Below are 16659 nucleotides of genomic sequence, written 5' to 3' on the forward strand. Positions count from 1 at the left end.
GCGGTAGATAGCAGTTTTTGGCTTTAGCGTTCTGTTTTGGGAACGATAGATTGGCGTTGGTTTTGCTGGCCCCTTCGCGGGCTTGCCCGCGAAGGGGCCAGCACAGGCTTGCATTGCCTGCCCGGCAAACCTGCTCTATTACTACCCACAGCCCTCCCCTCACCCCCGAGACCACCATGCTGGCCTTCATCCAGTCGACCCCGTTGTTGCTCGGTTGCGCCCTGATCCTGCTCGACCTCGTGCTTTGGCAACTGATCCCTATTCAGCGTCATGCCTGGCGCATCAGCGCGCGCCTGGTGATCTTCCTGCTGTTCAGCGCGGTGCTGATGGCCGCCGGCATGAGCCCGCTGCAACCACCGCCGTGGCCCGACGATCTCTCGCGCAACCTGATGGCCACGGTATTGGCCATCGGCTGGTGGCTGTTCGGTGCGCGCACGGTGACCGTGGTGTTCGGCCTGTTGCTGGTGGCCCGTGGCAGCCATGGCGGGCGCTTGCTGCAGGATGTGCTGGGGGCGTTGATCTTCCTCGCCGCCGTGGTCGCGGCCGCAGGCTACGTGCTGCAACTGCCGGTGAAGGGCCTGCTGGCCACCTCCGGGGTAATGGCCATCGTCATCGGCCTGGCGCTGCAGAGCACACTGGCTGACGTCTTCAGCGGCATCGTGCTGAACACCACGCGGCCCTATCAGATTGGCGACTCAATCTCCATCGACGGCACCGAAGGCAAGGTCCTGGACATCGACTGGCGCGCCACGCGCCTGCTGACCGGTACCGGCAGCCTGGCGGTGATCCCCAACTCGGTGGCGGCCAAGGCGCGGCTGCTCAACCACAGTCGCCCGGCCGATGTGCACGGGGTATCGATCAGCGTGGTGGTCCCGGCCAAGGTACGGCCCAAGCGCGTGTTCGATGCGCTGGAAAAAGCCTTGCAGGGCGTCAGTGCCATCCTTGCGACCCCGAAGCCGAAGGTGACGGTAAAGGCCTCGACTCTGGAATCGGTGGAGTACGAGGCTAGCGGCTTCGTGGCCGATGCGGGCACCAAGGGCGATGCACGTAACCAGTTGTTCGACTTGGCACACCGGCATCTGGAGGCCAGCGGAGTGATGTGGAACGTCGACCTGGCGGTGCCGCCGCGCAGCCGCCAGCGCGAGGTGCTGGATGAGGTTCGAGTGTTCCGCTCGCTAAGTGATGAAGAGCGCGATGCGTTGAGCCAGCGCATGACTGCAGTCGAGTACCTGGCGGACCAGGTGATCCTGGGGGTGGGCGAGCATTCCGATCATCTGCTGGTGATTGCCAGCGGTGTGGTATCGGCCTCGGTGCGCGACGGAGACAAGCGGCTGGAGGCCGGGCGCATGGGGCCGGGAGAGGTGCTTGGGATCGAGGGGATCATCGACGACGAAGACTCGCTGGCCGAATTCCGCACGCTGACCAGTTGCGTGCTGTACCGGATCGACAAGGAACAGGTGAAGAGCTGTTTGCAGCAGCGTGGCGAAGTGCAGACGGCGTTGAGCAAGTTGCAGCGGTTCCGGCGGCAGAGCCGGGAGTCGTTGTTGCTGCAAAAGCCGGCCCTGATCAAGAAAGGTGGCTTCCTCAGCTGGCTGCACAAGTGAGACTGTGCTGGCCTCTTCGCGGGTAAACCCGCTCCTACAGGTTCACCACAGCCCTCTCAGGCGGTGAACAATTTGTAGGAGCGGGTTTACCCGCGAATAGGCCAGTACTTACAACACAACCCTCAGGCACTGCCCCGCGTGGTACAGCGAGAAGCCAGACTCGTAGAACGCCGTCCGCAGCGAAGGCGCGCTCACACCGCTCATCGGCGAGAACGGAATGGGCAGGCTGTCAGCCTCGCCCTTGAGCAGGAACTCGGCAAACGCCCGGCCAATCACGGTGCCGGTGGTATTACCGCGCCCGTTGTACCCGGTTACCGCCACCAGCCCCGGCGCCGGCTCGAACAGGCGCATCAGGTGGTCGGGGGTGAAGTCGATGCAGCCAGTCCAGTGCATTTCCCACTCGACTTTGCCCAGCTCGGGGTAATAGTGGCTCTGGATGCGGTCGGCCCAGCTGCGCACGAACCAGGCTGGCTTGTTGTCTACCCGGCCCAGGCTGCCGAGCAGCAGTCGGCCCTGATCGTCGCGGCGGATGCTGCTGAGCACGGTGCGGGTGTCCCACGAACCTTGGCCGTGTGGCAGCACCTTGTCGGCTGCAATACCCTGCAGCGGTTTGGAGGCTACCTGATAGTAGTAACCACGGAAGAACTGCTTCTGCAGGTTGCTCCAGTCGCCTTCGGTGTAGGCGCCGGTGGAAATGACCACCTTTTCGGCGCGCACAGCGCCACGCGCAGTCTTCACCTGCCAGCCATCCCCCTCACGCTCCAGGCCTTCGACCGAAGACTGCTGGAAAATCTTGCCGCCCAGGCGCGCCACGGCAGCCGCCAGGCCCTGGGTGTAGCCCATGGGGTTGATGGTGCCAGCACGGCGATCAAGCAGCGCAGCGGAAATCTTGTCGGTACCGCAGTATTCCTGGCACTGGGCGCCGGTCAGCAGCTCGACGTCGGCACCTCGGCGGCGCCATTGTTCGTGACGCGCTTCGAGGTCGGCGATGCCGGTGGCGTTGTGCGCCATGTGCAGCGTGCCTTTGTGCTGGGCCTGGCAATCGATGCCGAGGCGCTCGATCATGGCGAATACTTCAGCCGGGGCTTCGCCAAGCACCTTGTTCAGGCGGCTGCCCTGCTTATGGCCAAGGGTGGCCTCGACGTCGTCGGGGCGGATCCAGGTGCCGGCGTTGACCAGGCCGACGTTGCGCCCGGAGCCACCGTGGCCGATCTTCCAGGCCTCCAGCACGATCACCGACTTGCCCTGTTCGAGCAGGTGGATGGCCGCCGACAGGCCGGTAATACCGCCGCCGATCACGCAGACATCGGCCTTGTGCTCACCGGCCAGGGCCTGGGCGGCGACGGTCGGTTTGCTGACGTGTTCCCACAAGCATTGTTGACGCAGTTCGGACATGGCCGGCTCCAGCAATTTGTTCTTGTTGGGGCCGCAGGGCGGCCCATTCGCGGGTAAACCCGCTCCTACAAGGATCGGTGTCGCTTGGACGAACCCTGTAGGAGCGGGTCTACCCGCGAACCGGGGGCCAGGCCCCCGGTCATGCAGCTCAATACATCAGTCGAACACGATACCCTGCGCCAGCGGCAGCTCACGCGAGTAGTTCACGGTGTTGGTCTGGCGACGCATGTAGCCTTTCCAGGCATCCGAGCCCGACTCACGGCCACCGCCCGTTTCCTTCTCGCCACCAAATGCACCGCCGATCTCGGCGCCGCTGGTGCCGATGTTGACGTTGGCGATGCCGCAGTCGCTGCCCGAGGCGCTCTGGAAGCGCTCGGCTTCACGGATGTCGGTGGTGAAGATGCAGGACGACAGGCCTTGTGGCACTTCGTTGTTCAGGCGCAGCGCCTCTTCAAAGTCGTCATAGGCCAGCACGTACAGGATCGGAGCGAAGGTTTCGTGGCGCACCACGTCACTTTGCGCCGGCATTTCAGCAATGGCTGGCGAAACGTAGTAGGCGTTCGGGTACTGGTCGGCCAGCTGACGCTCGCCACCAAATACCTGGCCACCTTCGTCGCGGGCCTTGGCCAGTGCACCTTGCATGGCGTCGAACGACTGCTTGTCGATCAGCGGGCCTACCAGGTTGTCTTTACGTGGGTCGCCGATGCGCACTTTGCCGTAGGCGGCTTTGACGCGGGCAACCACTTCGTCCTTGATCGAACGGTGCACGATCAGGCGGCGCAGGGTGGTGCAACGCTGGCCGGCAGTGCCAACAGCCGAGAACAGGATGCCACGCACAGCCAGGTCCAGGTCGGCGCTCGGGGCCAGGATCATGGCGTTGTTGCCACCCAGTTCCAGGATGCTGCGGCCGAAGCGGGCAGCAACGCGTGGGCCGACTTCGCGACCCATGCGGGTGCTGCCGGTGGCGCTGACCAGCGGTACGCGCGGGTCATCAACCATGGCTTCGCCAGCTTCACGGCCGCCGATCACCAGTTGTGCCAAGCCAGCCGGGGCTTCGCCGAAGGCTTTCAGGGCTTTTTCGAACAGCGCCTGGCAGGCCAGGGCAGTCAGCGGAGTCTTCTCGGACGGTTTCCATACCACCGAGTTGCCGGCCACCAGGGCCAGGGCGGTGTTCCAGGCCCACACGGCAACCGGGAAGTTGAAGGCGCTGATCACACCGACCACGCCCAGCGGGTGCCAGGTTTCACGCATGTGGTGGCCCGGGCGCTCGGAAGCGATGGTCAGGCCGTACAGCTGGCGCGACAGGCCAACCGCGAAGTCACAGATGTCGATCATTTCCTGCACTTCGCCCAGGCCTTCCTGGGTAATCTTGCCGGCTTCGATCGAAACCAGCTCGCCGAGGTCGGCCTTGTGCTCACGCAGCACTTCGCCGAACAGGCGCACCAGTTCGCCACGGCGCGGAGCCGGCACACTGCGCCAGGCTTCGAAGGCGCTTTGGGCCTGATCGATACGGGCGATGGTCTCGGCCTTGCCGAGCAGTTTCACCGAGGCGATCTGGCTGCCGTCGATCGGCGTGTGAACAGGGTAGTCGCCCTGGGTGTAAGCCTCGGCGGCAACGCCAAGGCGCTCGAGCAATCCAGCAACCATTTGTGCATCTCCTACATCGGTGATGGGGTGGAAAAATGATGTGGATCAGTATTAATCCGATCACATAGGTACAACAAACGACCTTTATTCCGCATATCATTCCGTCAGGTAATGATTTGAGCCGCAGAGACCGCTATGTCAAAACGCCTGGTACCCTCCATGACCGCCCTGCAGTGCTTTGAAGCTGCAGCCCGCCATCTGAGTTTTACCCGTGCTGCCGAAGAACTGCACCTGACCCAGAGCGCGGTCAGCAAGCAGGTGGCACAGCTGGAGGACATGCTGCGCCACCACCTGTTCCTGCGCATCCGCCGGCGCTTGCAGCTGACGCCGGCCGGCAGCCTGTACCTGGCCGAGGTCAACAAGATCCTCACCCAGGTGGACATGTCCAGCCGCTACGTACTCACCTACGGCGAGCAGACCGAGATATTGAAGGTAGCCACTCAACCGAGTTTTGGCGTGCGCTGGTTGATCCCGCACCTGAAGGGTTTTGGCAAACGGCACAGCAATATCCACTTGGACATTCGCAACGAGATGGAGCCGTTCGCCCTGCTGCAAGGCTCGGCTGACGTGGTGTTCTTCTATGGCCAGGGCACCTGGCCGGGAGCCACGTGCGTGGAGTTGTTCCGTGAAGAGGTGGTGCCGGTGTGTGCGCCAGAGCTGCTGGCCGGACGCAGGCTGGCCGGTGCCGAGGAGCTGGCCGAACTGGTGCTGCTGCAAAGCACCTCGCGGCCGGAGGCCTGGCATGAGTGGTTCCTGGAGCAAGGCCTGCAAAGCGTCAGCGCCTACCACGGGCCGCGCTTCGATACGTTCTATATGGCGTTGAGCGCGGCGCAGGCCGGGTGCGGGGTGGCGCTGGTGCCGCGCTACCTGGCTGCGAAGGAGCTGGCCGACGGTAGCCTGGTGGTGCCGTGGAACCACGCGATGCGCAGTGCAGGGGCGCATTACCTGGCGTATGCCGAGCATGCGGCGGAAGTGCCCAAGGTGCGGGCGCTGGTGGAGTGGATCCACGAACAGCTACAGGCTTGAGGTCGATCAAAAAAGGAATGACACACTCACTTTTTTTCGCTTGTGAGCAAAGTGTATTCCCAGCTTTCATGTAAGCGTCCGAACCCAACCAGGAAGCTAGCGATGCCAGCCCACGATTTCGTCAGCCCAGACAGCATCCGCGCGCAGTTCTCTGCCGCCATGTCGCTCATGTACAAACAGGAAGTGCCGCTGTACGGCACGCTGCTGGAGCTGGTGAGCGAAATCAACCAGCAGGTAATGGCCCAGCAACCCGAAGTGGCCGAGGCCCTGCGCTGGACCGGCGAAATAGAGCGCCTGGACCAGGAACGCCACGGCGCCATCCGCGTCGGCACCGCCGAAGAACTGGCCACCATCGCCCGCCTGTTCGCGGTCATGGGCATGCAGCCGGTCGGCTACTATGACCTCAGCTCCGCTGGCGTACCGGTGCATTCCACCGCCTTCCGCGCGGTGCACGAGCAATCGCTGCATGTCAGCCCGTTCCGTGTGTTCACCTCGCTGCTGCGCCTGGAGCTGATCGACAACCCGCAGTTGCGCGAGCTGGCACAGGGCATCCTGGCCAAGCGCCAGATCTTCACCGCCCGCGCCCTCGAACTGATCGCCCAGTGTGAGCGCGAGGGTGGTCTTGACGCCGCGGATGCAGAGACGTTCGTGCAGGAGGCGCTGCACACCTTCCGCTGGCACCAGGATGCTACCGTCACGGCCGAGCAATACCAGCAGCTGCACGACCAACACCGCCTGATCGCCGATGTGGTGGCCTTCAAGGGCCCGCACATCAACCACCTGACCCCGCGCACCCTGGATATCGATGCAATCCAGCTCGGCATGCCGGCCAAGGGCATCCCGCCGAAGGCCGTGGTTGAAGGCCCGCCCACCCGCCGCCACCCGATCCTGCTGCGCCAGACCAGCTTCAAGGCCCTGCAGGAAACGGTCGCCTTCATCGACCAGCAAGGCAGCAAAGGCAGCCACACCGCACGCTTTGGCGAAATCGAGCAACGCGGCGCGGCGCTGACGCCGAAAGGTCGCCAGCTCTACGACAAGTTGCTCGACGCTACCCGCGCTGCGCTGGGTGGCGCTCCGGCCGAAGCCAATGCCGAGCGTTACATGGCGCTGCTGCAGGCAAACTTTGCCGAGTTCCCGGATGACCTGGCGCAGATGCGCGAACAAGGTCTTGCATATTTCCGCTACTTCGCCACTGAGAAAGGCTTGGCCGCACGCGACCAGAAAGGCCGCCCGACCACCCTGCAAGGGCTGATCGACGCGGGCCATGTGCATTTCGAGGCGCTGGTGTACGAGGACTTCCTGCCGGTGAGTGCGGCGGGGATCTTCCAGTCCAACCTGGGCGACGATGCGCAGGCCGAATACGGCAGCAACGCCAACCGCGAAGCGTTCGAAGCCGCGCTGGGGTTGCAGGTACAGGATGAGCTGGCGCTGTATGCGCAAAGCGAGCGCCGGTCGCTGGAGGCCTGTGCACAGACGTTGAACCTGGGCTCGATATAAAACTGTACCGGCCTCTTCGCGGGCAAGCCCGCTCCCACAGGTACCGTGTCGGGCCAAGGCATACGATAGACCTGTGGGAGCGGCCTCTTCGCGGGCTTGCCCGCTCCCCACAGGTACCGTGTCGGGCCAAGGCATACGATAGACCTGTGGGAGCGGCCTCTTCGCGGGCTTGCCCGCTCCCCACAGGTACCGTGTCAGGTCAAGACATACGATAGACCTGTGGGAGCGGGCGAGCCCGCGAAGAGGCCGGTGCAGATGATCAAAGACGCGGCAGGATTTCCACATCCGGCAAATCCATCGCCGCCACCTCGTCTTCCAGAAACGCACTCAATCGCCGCAAACGCTCGCCACCCGGGCGTGTACGCGGCCACACCAGGTAGTAATCCATGCCGCTGGGCACCGCTATCGGCCATGGCAGGCTCAAGCGTTTCTGCGCCACATCTTCGGCCACCATCAGCAAATCGCCCATGGATATTCCGTAGCCACGCGCCGCAGCAATCATGCCCAGCTCCAGGGTGTCGAACACCTGGCCACCCTTGAGCGACACCTTGTCGCCAAGCCCCATACGCTCCAGCCATTCCCGCCAGTCACGCTTGTCCAAGGTGGGGTGTAGCAGTTCGACAGAGGCCAGCCTACACACATCCCAGGGCTCCTCGTCGAGCAGGTCCGGCGCACCGACCGGGATCAGTAACTCAGGGAACAGCTTGCGTACCTCCCACTCCGCCGGGAACACCCCGTCACTGAGCAAAACCGCGCAATCGAACGGCTCCTGGTTGAAGTCCACATGGTCGACATCCATCCAGGCACTGGTCAGTTGCACCTCATTGCCCGGCTGCAGGTGGCGAAAGCGGCTAAGGCACGCCAGCAACCAGCGCATGGTCAAGGTCGAGGGGGCTTTCATACGCAGTATGTCGTCTTCACCACACAAGGTTTCGCAGGCCCGCTCAAACGCCGCAAAGCCCTCGCGCACGCCCGGCAGCAGTACCCGCCCCGCTTCGGTAAGTTGCAGGCTGCGGCCACTGCGCACGAACAGGCGGCAGGCAAAATGCTCTTCCAACGTACGGATATGCCGGCTGATGGCGCTTTGGGTGATAGAAAGCTCTTCGCCCGCACGGGTGAAGGAGCTTAGCCGCGCGGCAGCTTCGAATGCGCGCAGGGCATACAGCGGTGGTAGCTGGCGTGGCATGAGGCTCCTGCAATATGGGCGTGTGAAGCAAATCAGCGAGAAACCTATATACATGAGTTCAACTCATGCCAACTATCGTTTTTATCCTTTTGTGCAAAGTTGACCGAAGCCTCAGAATCGCCGTTCGTTGATCACCCAGAATGAAGGACTGCCCCATGCACGTCGCGCCCACCACAGAACTCAAGGCTTTGCTGCGCCTGGCCGGGCCGCTGATTGCCTCGCAGTTGGCGCACATGCTGATGGTGCTGACCGACACCCTGATGATGGCCCGCATCAGCCCTCAGGCTTTGGCGGGTGGTGGCTTGGGGGCAGCCAGCTATTCGTTCGTATCGATCTTCTGCCTGGGCGTGATCGCCGCAGTCGGCACCCTGGTAGCGATTCGCAAGGGCGCCAACGACATCGAAGGCGTTACGCGCCTGGCGCAGAACGGCCTGTGGCTGGCCTGGGGCCTGGCGTTGTTCGCCGCGCTGGTGCTGTGGAACCTTGAACCGGTGCTGCTGCTGTTCGGGCAAAAGCCCGAGAACGTGGCGTCGGCTGCGCAATTCCTTACCCTGCTGCCGCTGGCCCTGCCCGGCTATCTGACCTTCATGGCCTTGCGTGGCTTCACCAGCGCGCTGGGCCGCTCGACCCCGGTGATGGTCATCAGCCTGTTCGGCACGGTACTCAACTACCTGTTCAACGTGGCGCTGATCGAAGGCATGTTCGGCCTGCCCAAGCTTGGGCTGATGGGTATCGGACTGGTCACTGCGGTGGTGTCGATGGGCATGGCCATCGCGCTGGCGTTGTACATCCGCTGGCACCCGGCCTATGCCGCCTACCCGCTGCGCAAGGGCCTGTCACGCCCATCACTGGCGGCCCTGCGCGAACTGTGGCGGCTGGGCCTGCCGATTGGCGGTACCTACATGGTGGAAGTGGGCCTGTTCGCCTTTGCCGCGCTGTGCATGGGCGTACTGGGCAGCACCGAGCTGGCGGCGCACCAGATTGCCCTGCAGATCGTGTCCACGGCGTTCATGGTGCCGACCGGGTTGTCGTACGCAGTAACCATGCGCGTAGGCCTGTACTACGGCGCTGGCAACCTGCTGGCGGCACGCAGCGCCGGGCGGGTGGGCATCGGGTTCGGGGCAATGATCATGTTTGCCTTCGCCGCCCTGTTCCTGCTGCTGCCCGAAGCGCTGGTGGGGCTGTTTATCGACCGTAATGACCCGGCCTTTGCCGCGATCTTCCAGGTGGCCGTGCAGTTGTTGATGGTGGCGGCGTGGTTCGAACTGTTCGACGGCATGCAGACGATTGCCATGGGCTCGATCCGTGGGCTGAAAGATGCCAAGACCACCTTCCTGATCGGGCTGGTGTGCTATTGGCTGGTGGGGGCGCCTAGCGCCTGGTTGTTCACCTTTACCCTGGGCAGTGGTGCAGTAGGGATCTGGTGGGGGCTGGCGCTTGGGCTGGCGTGCGCGGCGGTGGCGCTGACCTTTGGCTTTGAATGGCGGATGAAGCGGTTGCTGGGGAAGGCGGGGGCTGCCGGAAAGGCGATGGCTTCGGCCTGACTTGCGGGCCTCTTCGCGGGTAAACCCGCTCCTACAGGATTGCGCAGGCTCAAAACTGCGCGGACCCTGTGGGAGCGGGCGTGCCCGCGAAAGGGCCCTAAAGGACAGCCTCCAACTGGCGGCCGGGCGCCTGCAGCAAATACGCCATCAATTCCTCTATCGGTAGCGGTTTGCTGACCAGGAAACCTTGCACCTGGTCGCAGCCAAACCCGCGCAACAACGCCAGCTGCTCTTCACTCTCCACCCCCTCGGCCACTACCTCAAGGCTGAGGTTGTGTGCCAGGTTGATCATGGCGTGCACCAGCTTGCGGTTCTCTTCACGCATTTCCATTTCCGCAACAAAGCTGCGGTCCACCTTGAGCAAGGCGATCGGCAAGCTGTTGAGGTGCACGAACGAAGAAAACCCGGTGCCGAAATCATCGAGCGAGAAGCGCACGCCCAGGCGACCCAGCGCGTCCATGGTCTGGCGCACCACCTCGTTGCGGCGCATCACCGCCGTCTCGGTCAGCTCGAACTCAAGCCAGCGGGCATCCACACCGTGCTCAAGGATCAGGCGACTCAAGGTGGCCAGTAGCTGGCTGTCCTGAAACTGACGGAAGCTCAGGTTGACCGCCATGTGCAGCGGTTCCAGACCGCGCTCGCACAGTGCCTGCATGTCACGCAGGGCACGGGAAATAACCCAGTAGCCCAAGGGCACGATCAGGCCGCTCTGCTCGGCCAGTGGCACGAACTCGCTGGGCGGCAGCAGCCCGCGCTCGGCATGGCGCCAGCGCACCAGCGCCTCCAGGCCAACAATGCGCCCGTCGGCCAGGTTAAGGCGGGGCTGATAGTGCAGCTCCAGCTCGTCGCGGCGCAGGGCGCGGCGCAATTCGCCTTCCAGGTCGGCAAGGCTGCGGGCGTTGCGGTTGATGCGTTCGTTGAACACATGGAAGGTGCAGCCCTGGCTGCTCTTGGCCTGACGCATGGCGATATGCGCGTGCCACATCAGCGGATCGGCGCCGCTCTGTGCGCGAGCATGGGCCAGGCCCAGGCTGCAGCCCAGCAACAGGCTTTCGCCGTCGATCCAGTAAGGTTCGGCCAAGGCCTCGACGATGCGTTCGGCCATCCATTCGGCGCGGTTGGCATCTCGGCGGGTATCGATCAGCAGGGCGAACTCGTCGCTGCCCAGGCGCGCCAACTGGTCGCCCGCTTCCAGCTGATGCTTCAGCCGTGCCACCACCTGCAGGATCAACCGGTCACCGCACTGGTGGCCGAGGGCGTCGTTGACGTGGCGGAAGTTGTCCAGGTCCAGGTGGCCAAGCGCAACACCACGGCCGTCGTTTTCGGCCAGGCGCGCATTGAGCAAAGCCTGGAAGCCCTGGCGGTTGGCGATGCCGGTCAGCGGGTCCTGCTCGGCCAGGCGCTGCAAGGTGGCGACCAGCACACCGCGCTCTCGCACATGGCGCAGTGAGCGGCGCAGGTTATCGGCGTTGAGCTGATCGCGTACCAGCCAGTCGCTGACAGCGCTGGGCGCCGCCTCAGGCTCGTGGTCAAGCAGCAGGATGGTCGGCAGCTCGCAACGCCCGGGGGCGGGCTGCAAGCCTGGCGTTGCCAGCACGACGGCCTGGCGATCATGACTGAACAGGCTGTCGACCGCCTCCCAGTTTGGCGCAGTCAGTAGCACGGCGCTGCCACCCAGTGCAGGCATGCAGGCGTGCAACAAGGCGGCCCATTCCGGCTCATCGGCCAACAGCAGCAAACGCAGAGGTTCGACAGGCGTGGACAAGCGGGCTCCTTAGGGCTTCACGGTGCAACGAGACTGGCGGGTATGCCACTGTATTCAATGAAAATGATTTTCAATTTTATACATGTTTTTCGGGTGTAGCATCCCGACGTATTTTGTCGTGCATCCTGCGCGAAACAGCACAAACCGGCAAATATGATTTTTTCAGCTACTAGCATTAGTGGCACTAATAGTGAGACGGACATAAAGTCTGACTCAGACGTCAGACGGTCGCGCCACAACGGCCCCATGCCTGTTAGAATGCGCGGCTATTTTCTGGCGACCCCCGGTTTCTAGCATGTCCCGACTCAATCCCCGGCAGCAGGAAGCCCGTGACTATGTCGGCGGCCCTCTTTTGGTGCTCGCCGGTGCAGGTTCGGGCAAGACCAGCGTGATCACGCGCAAGATTGCCCACCTCATCCAGAACTGCGGCATCCGCGCCCAGTACATCGTGGCGATGACCTTTACCAACAAGGCCGCGCGCGAGATGAAGGAGCGGGTTGCCACCTTGCTGCGCCCGGGGGAAGGCCGTGGCCTGACCGTGTGTACGTTCCACAACCTTGGCCTGAACATCATCCGCAAGGAACACGAGCGCCTGGGCTACAAGCCGGGTTTCTCGATCTTCGACGAGTCTGACATCAAAGCGCTGCTGTCGGACATCATGCAGAAGGAATACTCCGGCGACGACGGCATCGACGAGATCAAGAACATGATCGGTGCCTGGAAGAACGACCTTATCCTGCCACCAGAGGCCCTGGAAAAAGCGCGCAACCCACGCGAGCAGACCGCAGCCATCGTCTACACCCACTATCAGCGCACGCTCAAGGCGTTCAACGCGGTGGACTTCGACGACCTGATCCTGCTGCCGGTCAAACTGTTCCAGGAGCACCCCGAGGTGCTGGAGCGCTGGCAAAACCGTGTGCGCTACCTGCTGGTAGACGAATATCAGGACACCAACGCCAGCCAGTACCTGCTGGTGAAGATGCTGATCGGCATGCGCAACCAGTTCACCGTGGTAGGCGACGACGACCAGTCGATCTACGCCTGGCGTGGTGCACGCCCTGAGAACCTGATGCTGCTCAAGGAGGACTACCCCTCCCTGAAGATCGTCATGCTCGAGCAGAACTACCGCTCCACCAGCCGCATCCTGCGCTGTGCCAACGTGTTGATCGCCAACAACCCGCATGCGTTCGAGAAACAGCTGTGGAGCGAAATGGGCGTGGGCGACGAGATCCGCGTGATCCGCTGCAAGAACGAGGAAGCCGAGGCCGAACGCGTGGCCATGGAAATCCTCACCTTGCACCTGCGCACCAACCGCCCGTACAGCGACTTCGCCATCCTCTACCGCGGCAACTACCAGGCCAAGCTGATCGAACTGAAGCTGCAGCACCACCAGGTACCGTATCGTCTGTCGGGTGGTAACAGTTTCTTTGGCCGCCAGGAGGTCAAGGACCTGATGGCCTACCTGCGCCTGCTGGTGAACCCGGACGATGACAACGCCTACCTGCGTGTGATCAACGTACCGCGCCGGGAAATCGGCTCCACCACCCTGGAAAAGCTCGGTAATTACGCCACTGAGCGCGGTATATCGATGTACGCCGCCAGCGAGGAGCTGGGCCTGGGCGAGCATCTGGACGCCCGCTACACCGAGCGCTTGCAGCGCTTCAAGCATTGGCTGGATGGGGTACGCCACAAGGTCGCCCTGGAAGATCCTATTGCCGCGCTGCACGAGATGATCCGCGACATCGACTACGAGAACTGGATCCGCCAGCAGACCGCCAGCGACAAGGCCGCAGAGTTCCGCATCAGCAACGTGTGGTTCCTGGTGGAAGCACTGAAAAACACCCTCGAGAAGGACGAAGAGGGTGACATGACCATCGAAGACGCCATCGGCAAACTGGTGCTGCGCGACATGCTCGAGCGCCAGCAGGAAGAAGAAGAGAACGCCGAAGGTGTGCAGATGATGACCCTGCATGCCTCCAAGGGCCTGGAGTTCCCGTACGTGTTCATCATGGGCATGGAAGAGGAAATCCTCCCGCACCGCTCCAGCATCGAGGCCGACACCATCGAAGAGGAACGCCGCCTGGCCTACGTGGGCATCACCCGCGCGCGCCAGACCCTGGCCTTCACCTTCGCCGCCAAGCGCAAGCAGTACGGTGAAATCATCGACTGCACGCCCAGCCGGTTCCTCGACGAACTGCCTCCGGACGACCTGGCCTGGGAGGGCCTGGACGATGCGCCGGTCGAGGTGAAGGCCGCACGCGGCAACAACGCCTTGGCCGATATCCGGGCAATGCTCAAACGCTGATCAACCATTACTCTTTAACTTTGCCGCTGTTAGCGGCCACGGTGGTTTGTATGGCCGATTTGAGCTCACAAATCGGCCATACAGACCACTATCTACATCGAGGAAATCACAGTGGAAGCACTGCATCAGAAGATTCGCGAAGAAGGCATCGTGCTTTCCGATCAGGTTCTCAAAGTCGACGCGTTTCTCAACCACCAGATCGATCCGGCGCTGATGCAGCTGATCGGTGACGAGTTTGCCCGCCTGTTCGCCGATGCCGGCGTGACCAAGATCGTCACCATCGAAGCCTCGGGCATTGCCCCAGCGGTAATGACCGGTCTGAAACTGGGTGTGCCGGTCATCTTCGCTCGCAAGCACCAGTCGCTGACCCTGACCGAAAACCTGCTGACCGCCTCGGTGTATTCCTTCACCAAGCAGACCGAGAACACTGTGGCCATTTCGCCGCGTCACCTCAACAGCAGCGACCGCGTGCTGGTGATCGACGACTTCCTGGCCAACGGCAAGGCCTCGCAGGCGCTGATCTCGATCATCAAGCAGGCTGGCGCCACCGTGGCGGGCCTGGGCATTGTGATCGAGAAGTCGTTCCAGGGCGGCCGTGCCGAGCTGGACAGCCAGGGCTACCGCGTTGAATCGCTGGCCCGGGTGAAGTCGCTGGAAGGTGGTGTAGTCAGCTTCATCGAGTAAACGCGACACCTGCTTCGCGGGCACGCCCGCTCCCACAGGTGCAGCACAGGTCTCGAACGCTGTGCCGTACCTGTGGGAGCGGGCATGCCCGCGAATGGCCGCAACCCTTTTATCTGGTTGCCGCCAGCCCCGCCAACAACAAGCGCTGGTAAAGTTCTTCTTTAAGCCCCTGCGGCTGCCCCAACTGCATCCGCTCCAGGTGGCTTTCATACCCCTCCGGCCCCGGTGCATCCAACGCTGCCTTGCCCAGCTCCAGCACCTCGCTCAGCTTGAACTTGCTCTTCAACCAGTTCAGCGCCCGCAACAGATCCCGCTCCTCGGCCGTAAAGTCCGTGCCCATTGGATACTCCGGGAACAGCCGCGCATGCCGCGTCCGGATCGTTTCCAGCCGCTGCGGCGTATTGTCGGTGAAGCGAGCGTCCAGCTGAAAGCCCTTGGCCAGCTTGCCGGCCTCTTTTGCCTGCTCGATGAGCCCCTGCTGGAACCGCGAATCGCTCACTGCCAGCAACCGCGCAATCACCTCGCTGTCGGTCTGCCCACGCAAGTCAGCGATACCGTACTCGGTCACCACGATATCGCGCAGGTGCCGGGGGATGGTGCAGTGGCCATAGGTCCAGAACAGGTTTGAGGTCACCTCCCCGCCTGACTCGCGCCAGCTGCGCAAAAGCAGAATCGAACGTGCACCTTCCAGCGCATGGCCCTGGGCGACAAAGTTGTACTGCCCGCCCACGCCGCTGAGCACACGGCCGTCTTCAAGTTGATCAGCCACCCCGGCGCCGAGCAAGGTCATGGCAAACGCAGTGTTGATAAACCGCGCATCACGGCGTTGGCGGCGCTTGAGTTCCTCCTGCCCATATAGCTCGTTGATGAAGCTGATGCGGGTCATGGCAAAATGTGCGCGCTGCTCCAGCGGCATCTCGCGCAAGCGCTGATAGAACGCTTGCGGGCCGAGGAAAAAGCCGCCATGCAGTATTGCGCCCTGCTCGTCCGCCGGGCGTCGTAGCAACCCTGCTTCGGCCAGCACCAGCAGGCCATTGACGAACATCTCGCTGCAGCCGTACAGGCCTTGGGCAAACGTCCCTAGCCCCCCTTCGCGTTCGATCAGCGCATGCCAGGGGCCAACATCCAGCTCATCAAGCACGGCTCGGTAGCCTGCGTTGTCACCTTGGCGAGCCAGCAACGCGGCGGCAACTGCATCACCCATGGCCCCGATGCCGATCTGCAGGGTGCCGCCATCGCGCACCAACGTGCTGGCGTGCAAGCCAATGCAGTGGTCCTGGATGCCGACCGGCATGTTCGGCGTAGAGAACAGCCGTCGCTGCTCCGCTTCATCAATCAGCAGGTCGAATGCCTCCATGCTCAGTTCCGAATCGCCTGGCATATAGGGCAGTTCGGCATGCACCTGGCCCAGCATGAGGATGGTTTCGCCAGCCGCGCGCCGCTTGGCAATCATCGGCAGCAGGTCGAGGGTGATGTCTGGGTTGCAGGCCAGGCTCAGGTGCACGGGCTTTTCAGGGGTGGCGGCGACCAACTGGGCGATCAGGTTCAGGCCCTTGGCGTTGATATCGCGTGCGGCGTGGCTGTAGTTGCTGCTGACGTAGTCCTGCTGCGCCGATTCGCTGTGCAGCAGGCTACCGGGCTGCATGAAGAACTGTTCGACACGGATGTTGGGCGGCAGGCTGTCGTTGCGCAGGTCTGCGAGGTAGCTGAGCTCTTCGTAGTCCGCGAACACTCGCTCGACGAAGGGTTCGAGAAAGCGCCGCTGCAGGCCATCGCCCAGTGGCGGGCGGCCGAGGGAAAGTGCGGTATAGATGGTCAGGCGCCGTTCGGGCAGCTCGCGTACGCGGGCGTAAAGCGCGTTGACGAAGGCGTTGGGTTTCCCCAGACCCAAAGGCAGGCCCATATGGATATGGGTTGGCAGCCGGGACAAGACCTGCTCGACAGCCTGGTCGATGGAGCAGAGGTGCATCTGGGCCTCCTGAAACATCCACGGGTTCAGGGGTTGG

Annotated in this window: 11 protein-coding genes; 6 read left to right on the plus strand and 5 right to left on the minus strand. The window is 63.0% G+C overall.

What is annotated here, in order from left to right; all coding sequences use genetic code 11:
- Positions 1–176 precede the first annotated feature (176 nt).
- Entirely contained in the window at positions 177–1604 is a 1428-nt protein-coding gene (locus tag GST84_25690; protein XGB15560.1) for a mechanosensitive ion channel, read from the plus strand.
- Positions 1605–1712: 108 nt separating this feature from the next.
- Here the strand turns inward: GST84_25690 and GST84_25695 are convergent, their stop codons facing one another.
- Both GST84_25695 and GST84_25700 read right to left on the minus strand, forming a co-directional pair.
- Complete coding sequence (locus tag GST84_25695) at positions 1713–2999, minus strand: FAD-dependent oxidoreductase (GenBank protein XGB15561.1); 1287 nt, start codon at positions 2997–2999, stop codon at positions 1713–1715.
- 156 nt (positions 3000–3155) lie between these two features.
- On the minus strand, positions 3156–4646 hold the full coding sequence (locus GST84_25700; protein ID XGB15562.1) for an aldehyde dehydrogenase family protein: 1491 nt from the start codon (positions 4644–4646) through the stop codon (positions 3156–3158).
- A gap of 135 nt (positions 4647–4781) precedes the next feature.
- On the opposite strand from GST84_25700, the gene gcvA reads away from it, so the two are divergent.
- Both gcvA and GST84_25710 read left to right on the plus strand, forming a co-directional pair.
- A complete protein-coding gene (gene gcvA, locus GST84_25705; protein XGB15563.1) occupies positions 4782–5672 on the plus strand; it encodes a transcriptional regulator GcvA in 891 nt (296 codons plus the stop codon).
- A gap of 102 nt (positions 5673–5774) precedes the next feature.
- Positions 5775–7169 (plus strand): DUF1338 family protein, encoded by a 1395-nt coding sequence (locus GST84_25710; protein XGB15564.1) that lies wholly within the window; start codon positions 5775–5777, stop codon positions 7167–7169.
- A gap of 259 nt (positions 7170–7428) precedes the next feature.
- On the opposite strand, the gene GST84_25715 is transcribed toward GST84_25710, so the two are convergent.
- Positions 7429–8355, minus strand: coding sequence for a LysR family transcriptional regulator (locus GST84_25715; protein ID XGB15565.1), 927 nt, complete (start codon positions 8353–8355; stop codon positions 7429–7431).
- A 155-nt stretch (positions 8356–8510) separates the two neighbouring features.
- Between GST84_25715 and GST84_25720 the strand changes: the two genes are divergently transcribed.
- The gene (locus GST84_25720) at positions 8511–9899 is read left to right on the plus strand and encodes a NorM family multidrug efflux MATE transporter (protein ID XGB15566.1); all 1389 of its coding nucleotides are present in this window, start codon (positions 8511–8513) and stop codon (positions 9897–9899) included.
- A 97-nt stretch (positions 9900–9996) separates the two neighbouring features.
- On the opposite strand, the gene GST84_25725 is transcribed toward GST84_25720, so the two are convergent.
- Positions 9997–11664 carry an EAL domain-containing protein gene (locus GST84_25725; GenBank protein ID XGB15567.1) on the minus strand — a complete coding sequence of 556 codons (1668 nt, stop codon included), beginning with the start codon at positions 11662–11664 and terminating at the stop codon, positions 9997–9999.
- A 295-nt stretch (positions 11665–11959) separates the two neighbouring features.
- Between GST84_25725 and rep the strand changes: the two genes are divergently transcribed.
- Together rep and GST84_25735 are read left to right on the plus strand one after the other, a co-directional pair.
- Complete coding sequence (rep, locus tag GST84_25730; protein ID XGB15568.1) at positions 11960–13969, plus strand: DNA helicase Rep; 2010 nt, start codon at positions 11960–11962, stop codon at positions 13967–13969.
- Positions 13970–14080: 111 nt separating this feature from the next.
- A complete protein-coding gene (locus GST84_25735; GenBank protein XGB15569.1) occupies positions 14081–14653 on the plus strand; it encodes a xanthine phosphoribosyltransferase in 573 nt (190 codons plus the stop codon).
- A 109-nt stretch (positions 14654–14762) separates the two neighbouring features.
- Here the strand turns inward: GST84_25735 and GST84_25740 are convergent, their stop codons facing one another.
- Positions 14763–16622 (minus strand): acetyl-CoA hydrolase, encoded by a 1860-nt coding sequence (locus GST84_25740; protein ID XGB15570.1) that lies wholly within the window; start codon positions 16620–16622, stop codon positions 14763–14765.
- Positions 16623–16659 lie beyond the last annotated feature (37 nt).

This window comes from Pseudomonas putida, from assembly GCA_041879295.1.
Classification (GTDB): Bacteria; Pseudomonadota; Gammaproteobacteria; order Pseudomonadales; family Pseudomonadaceae; genus Aquipseudomonas; species Aquipseudomonas putida_Y.

Coding starts and splice junctions, on each gene's coding strand:
- GST84_25690 (XGB15560.1), top strand. CDS start 177: ATGCTGGCCTTCATCCAGTCGACCCCGTTGTTGCTCGGTTGCGCCCTG.
- GST84_25695 (XGB15561.1), bottom strand. CDS start 2,999: ATGTCCGAACTGCGTCAACAATGCTTGTGGGAACACGTCAGCAAACCG.
- GST84_25700 (XGB15562.1), bottom strand. CDS start 4,646: ATGGTTGCTGGATTGCTCGAGCGCCTTGGCGTTGCCGCCGAGGCTTAC.
- gcvA (XGB15563.1), top strand. CDS start 4,782: ATGTCAAAACGCCTGGTACCCTCCATGACCGCCCTGCAGTGCTTTGAA.
- GST84_25710 (XGB15564.1), top strand. CDS start 5,775: ATGCCAGCCCACGATTTCGTCAGCCCAGACAGCATCCGCGCGCAGTTC.
- GST84_25715 (XGB15565.1), bottom strand. CDS start 8,355: ATGCCACGCCAGCTACCACCGCTGTATGCCCTGCGCGCATTCGAAGCT.
- GST84_25720 (XGB15566.1), top strand. CDS start 8,511: ATGCACGTCGCGCCCACCACAGAACTCAAGGCTTTGCTGCGCCTGGCC.
- rep (XGB15568.1), top strand. CDS start 11,960: ATGTCCCGACTCAATCCCCGGCAGCAGGAAGCCCGTGACTATGTCGGC.
- GST84_25740 (XGB15570.1), bottom strand. CDS start 16,622: ATGCACCTCTGCTCCATCGACCAGGCTGTCGAGCAGGTCTTGTCCCGG.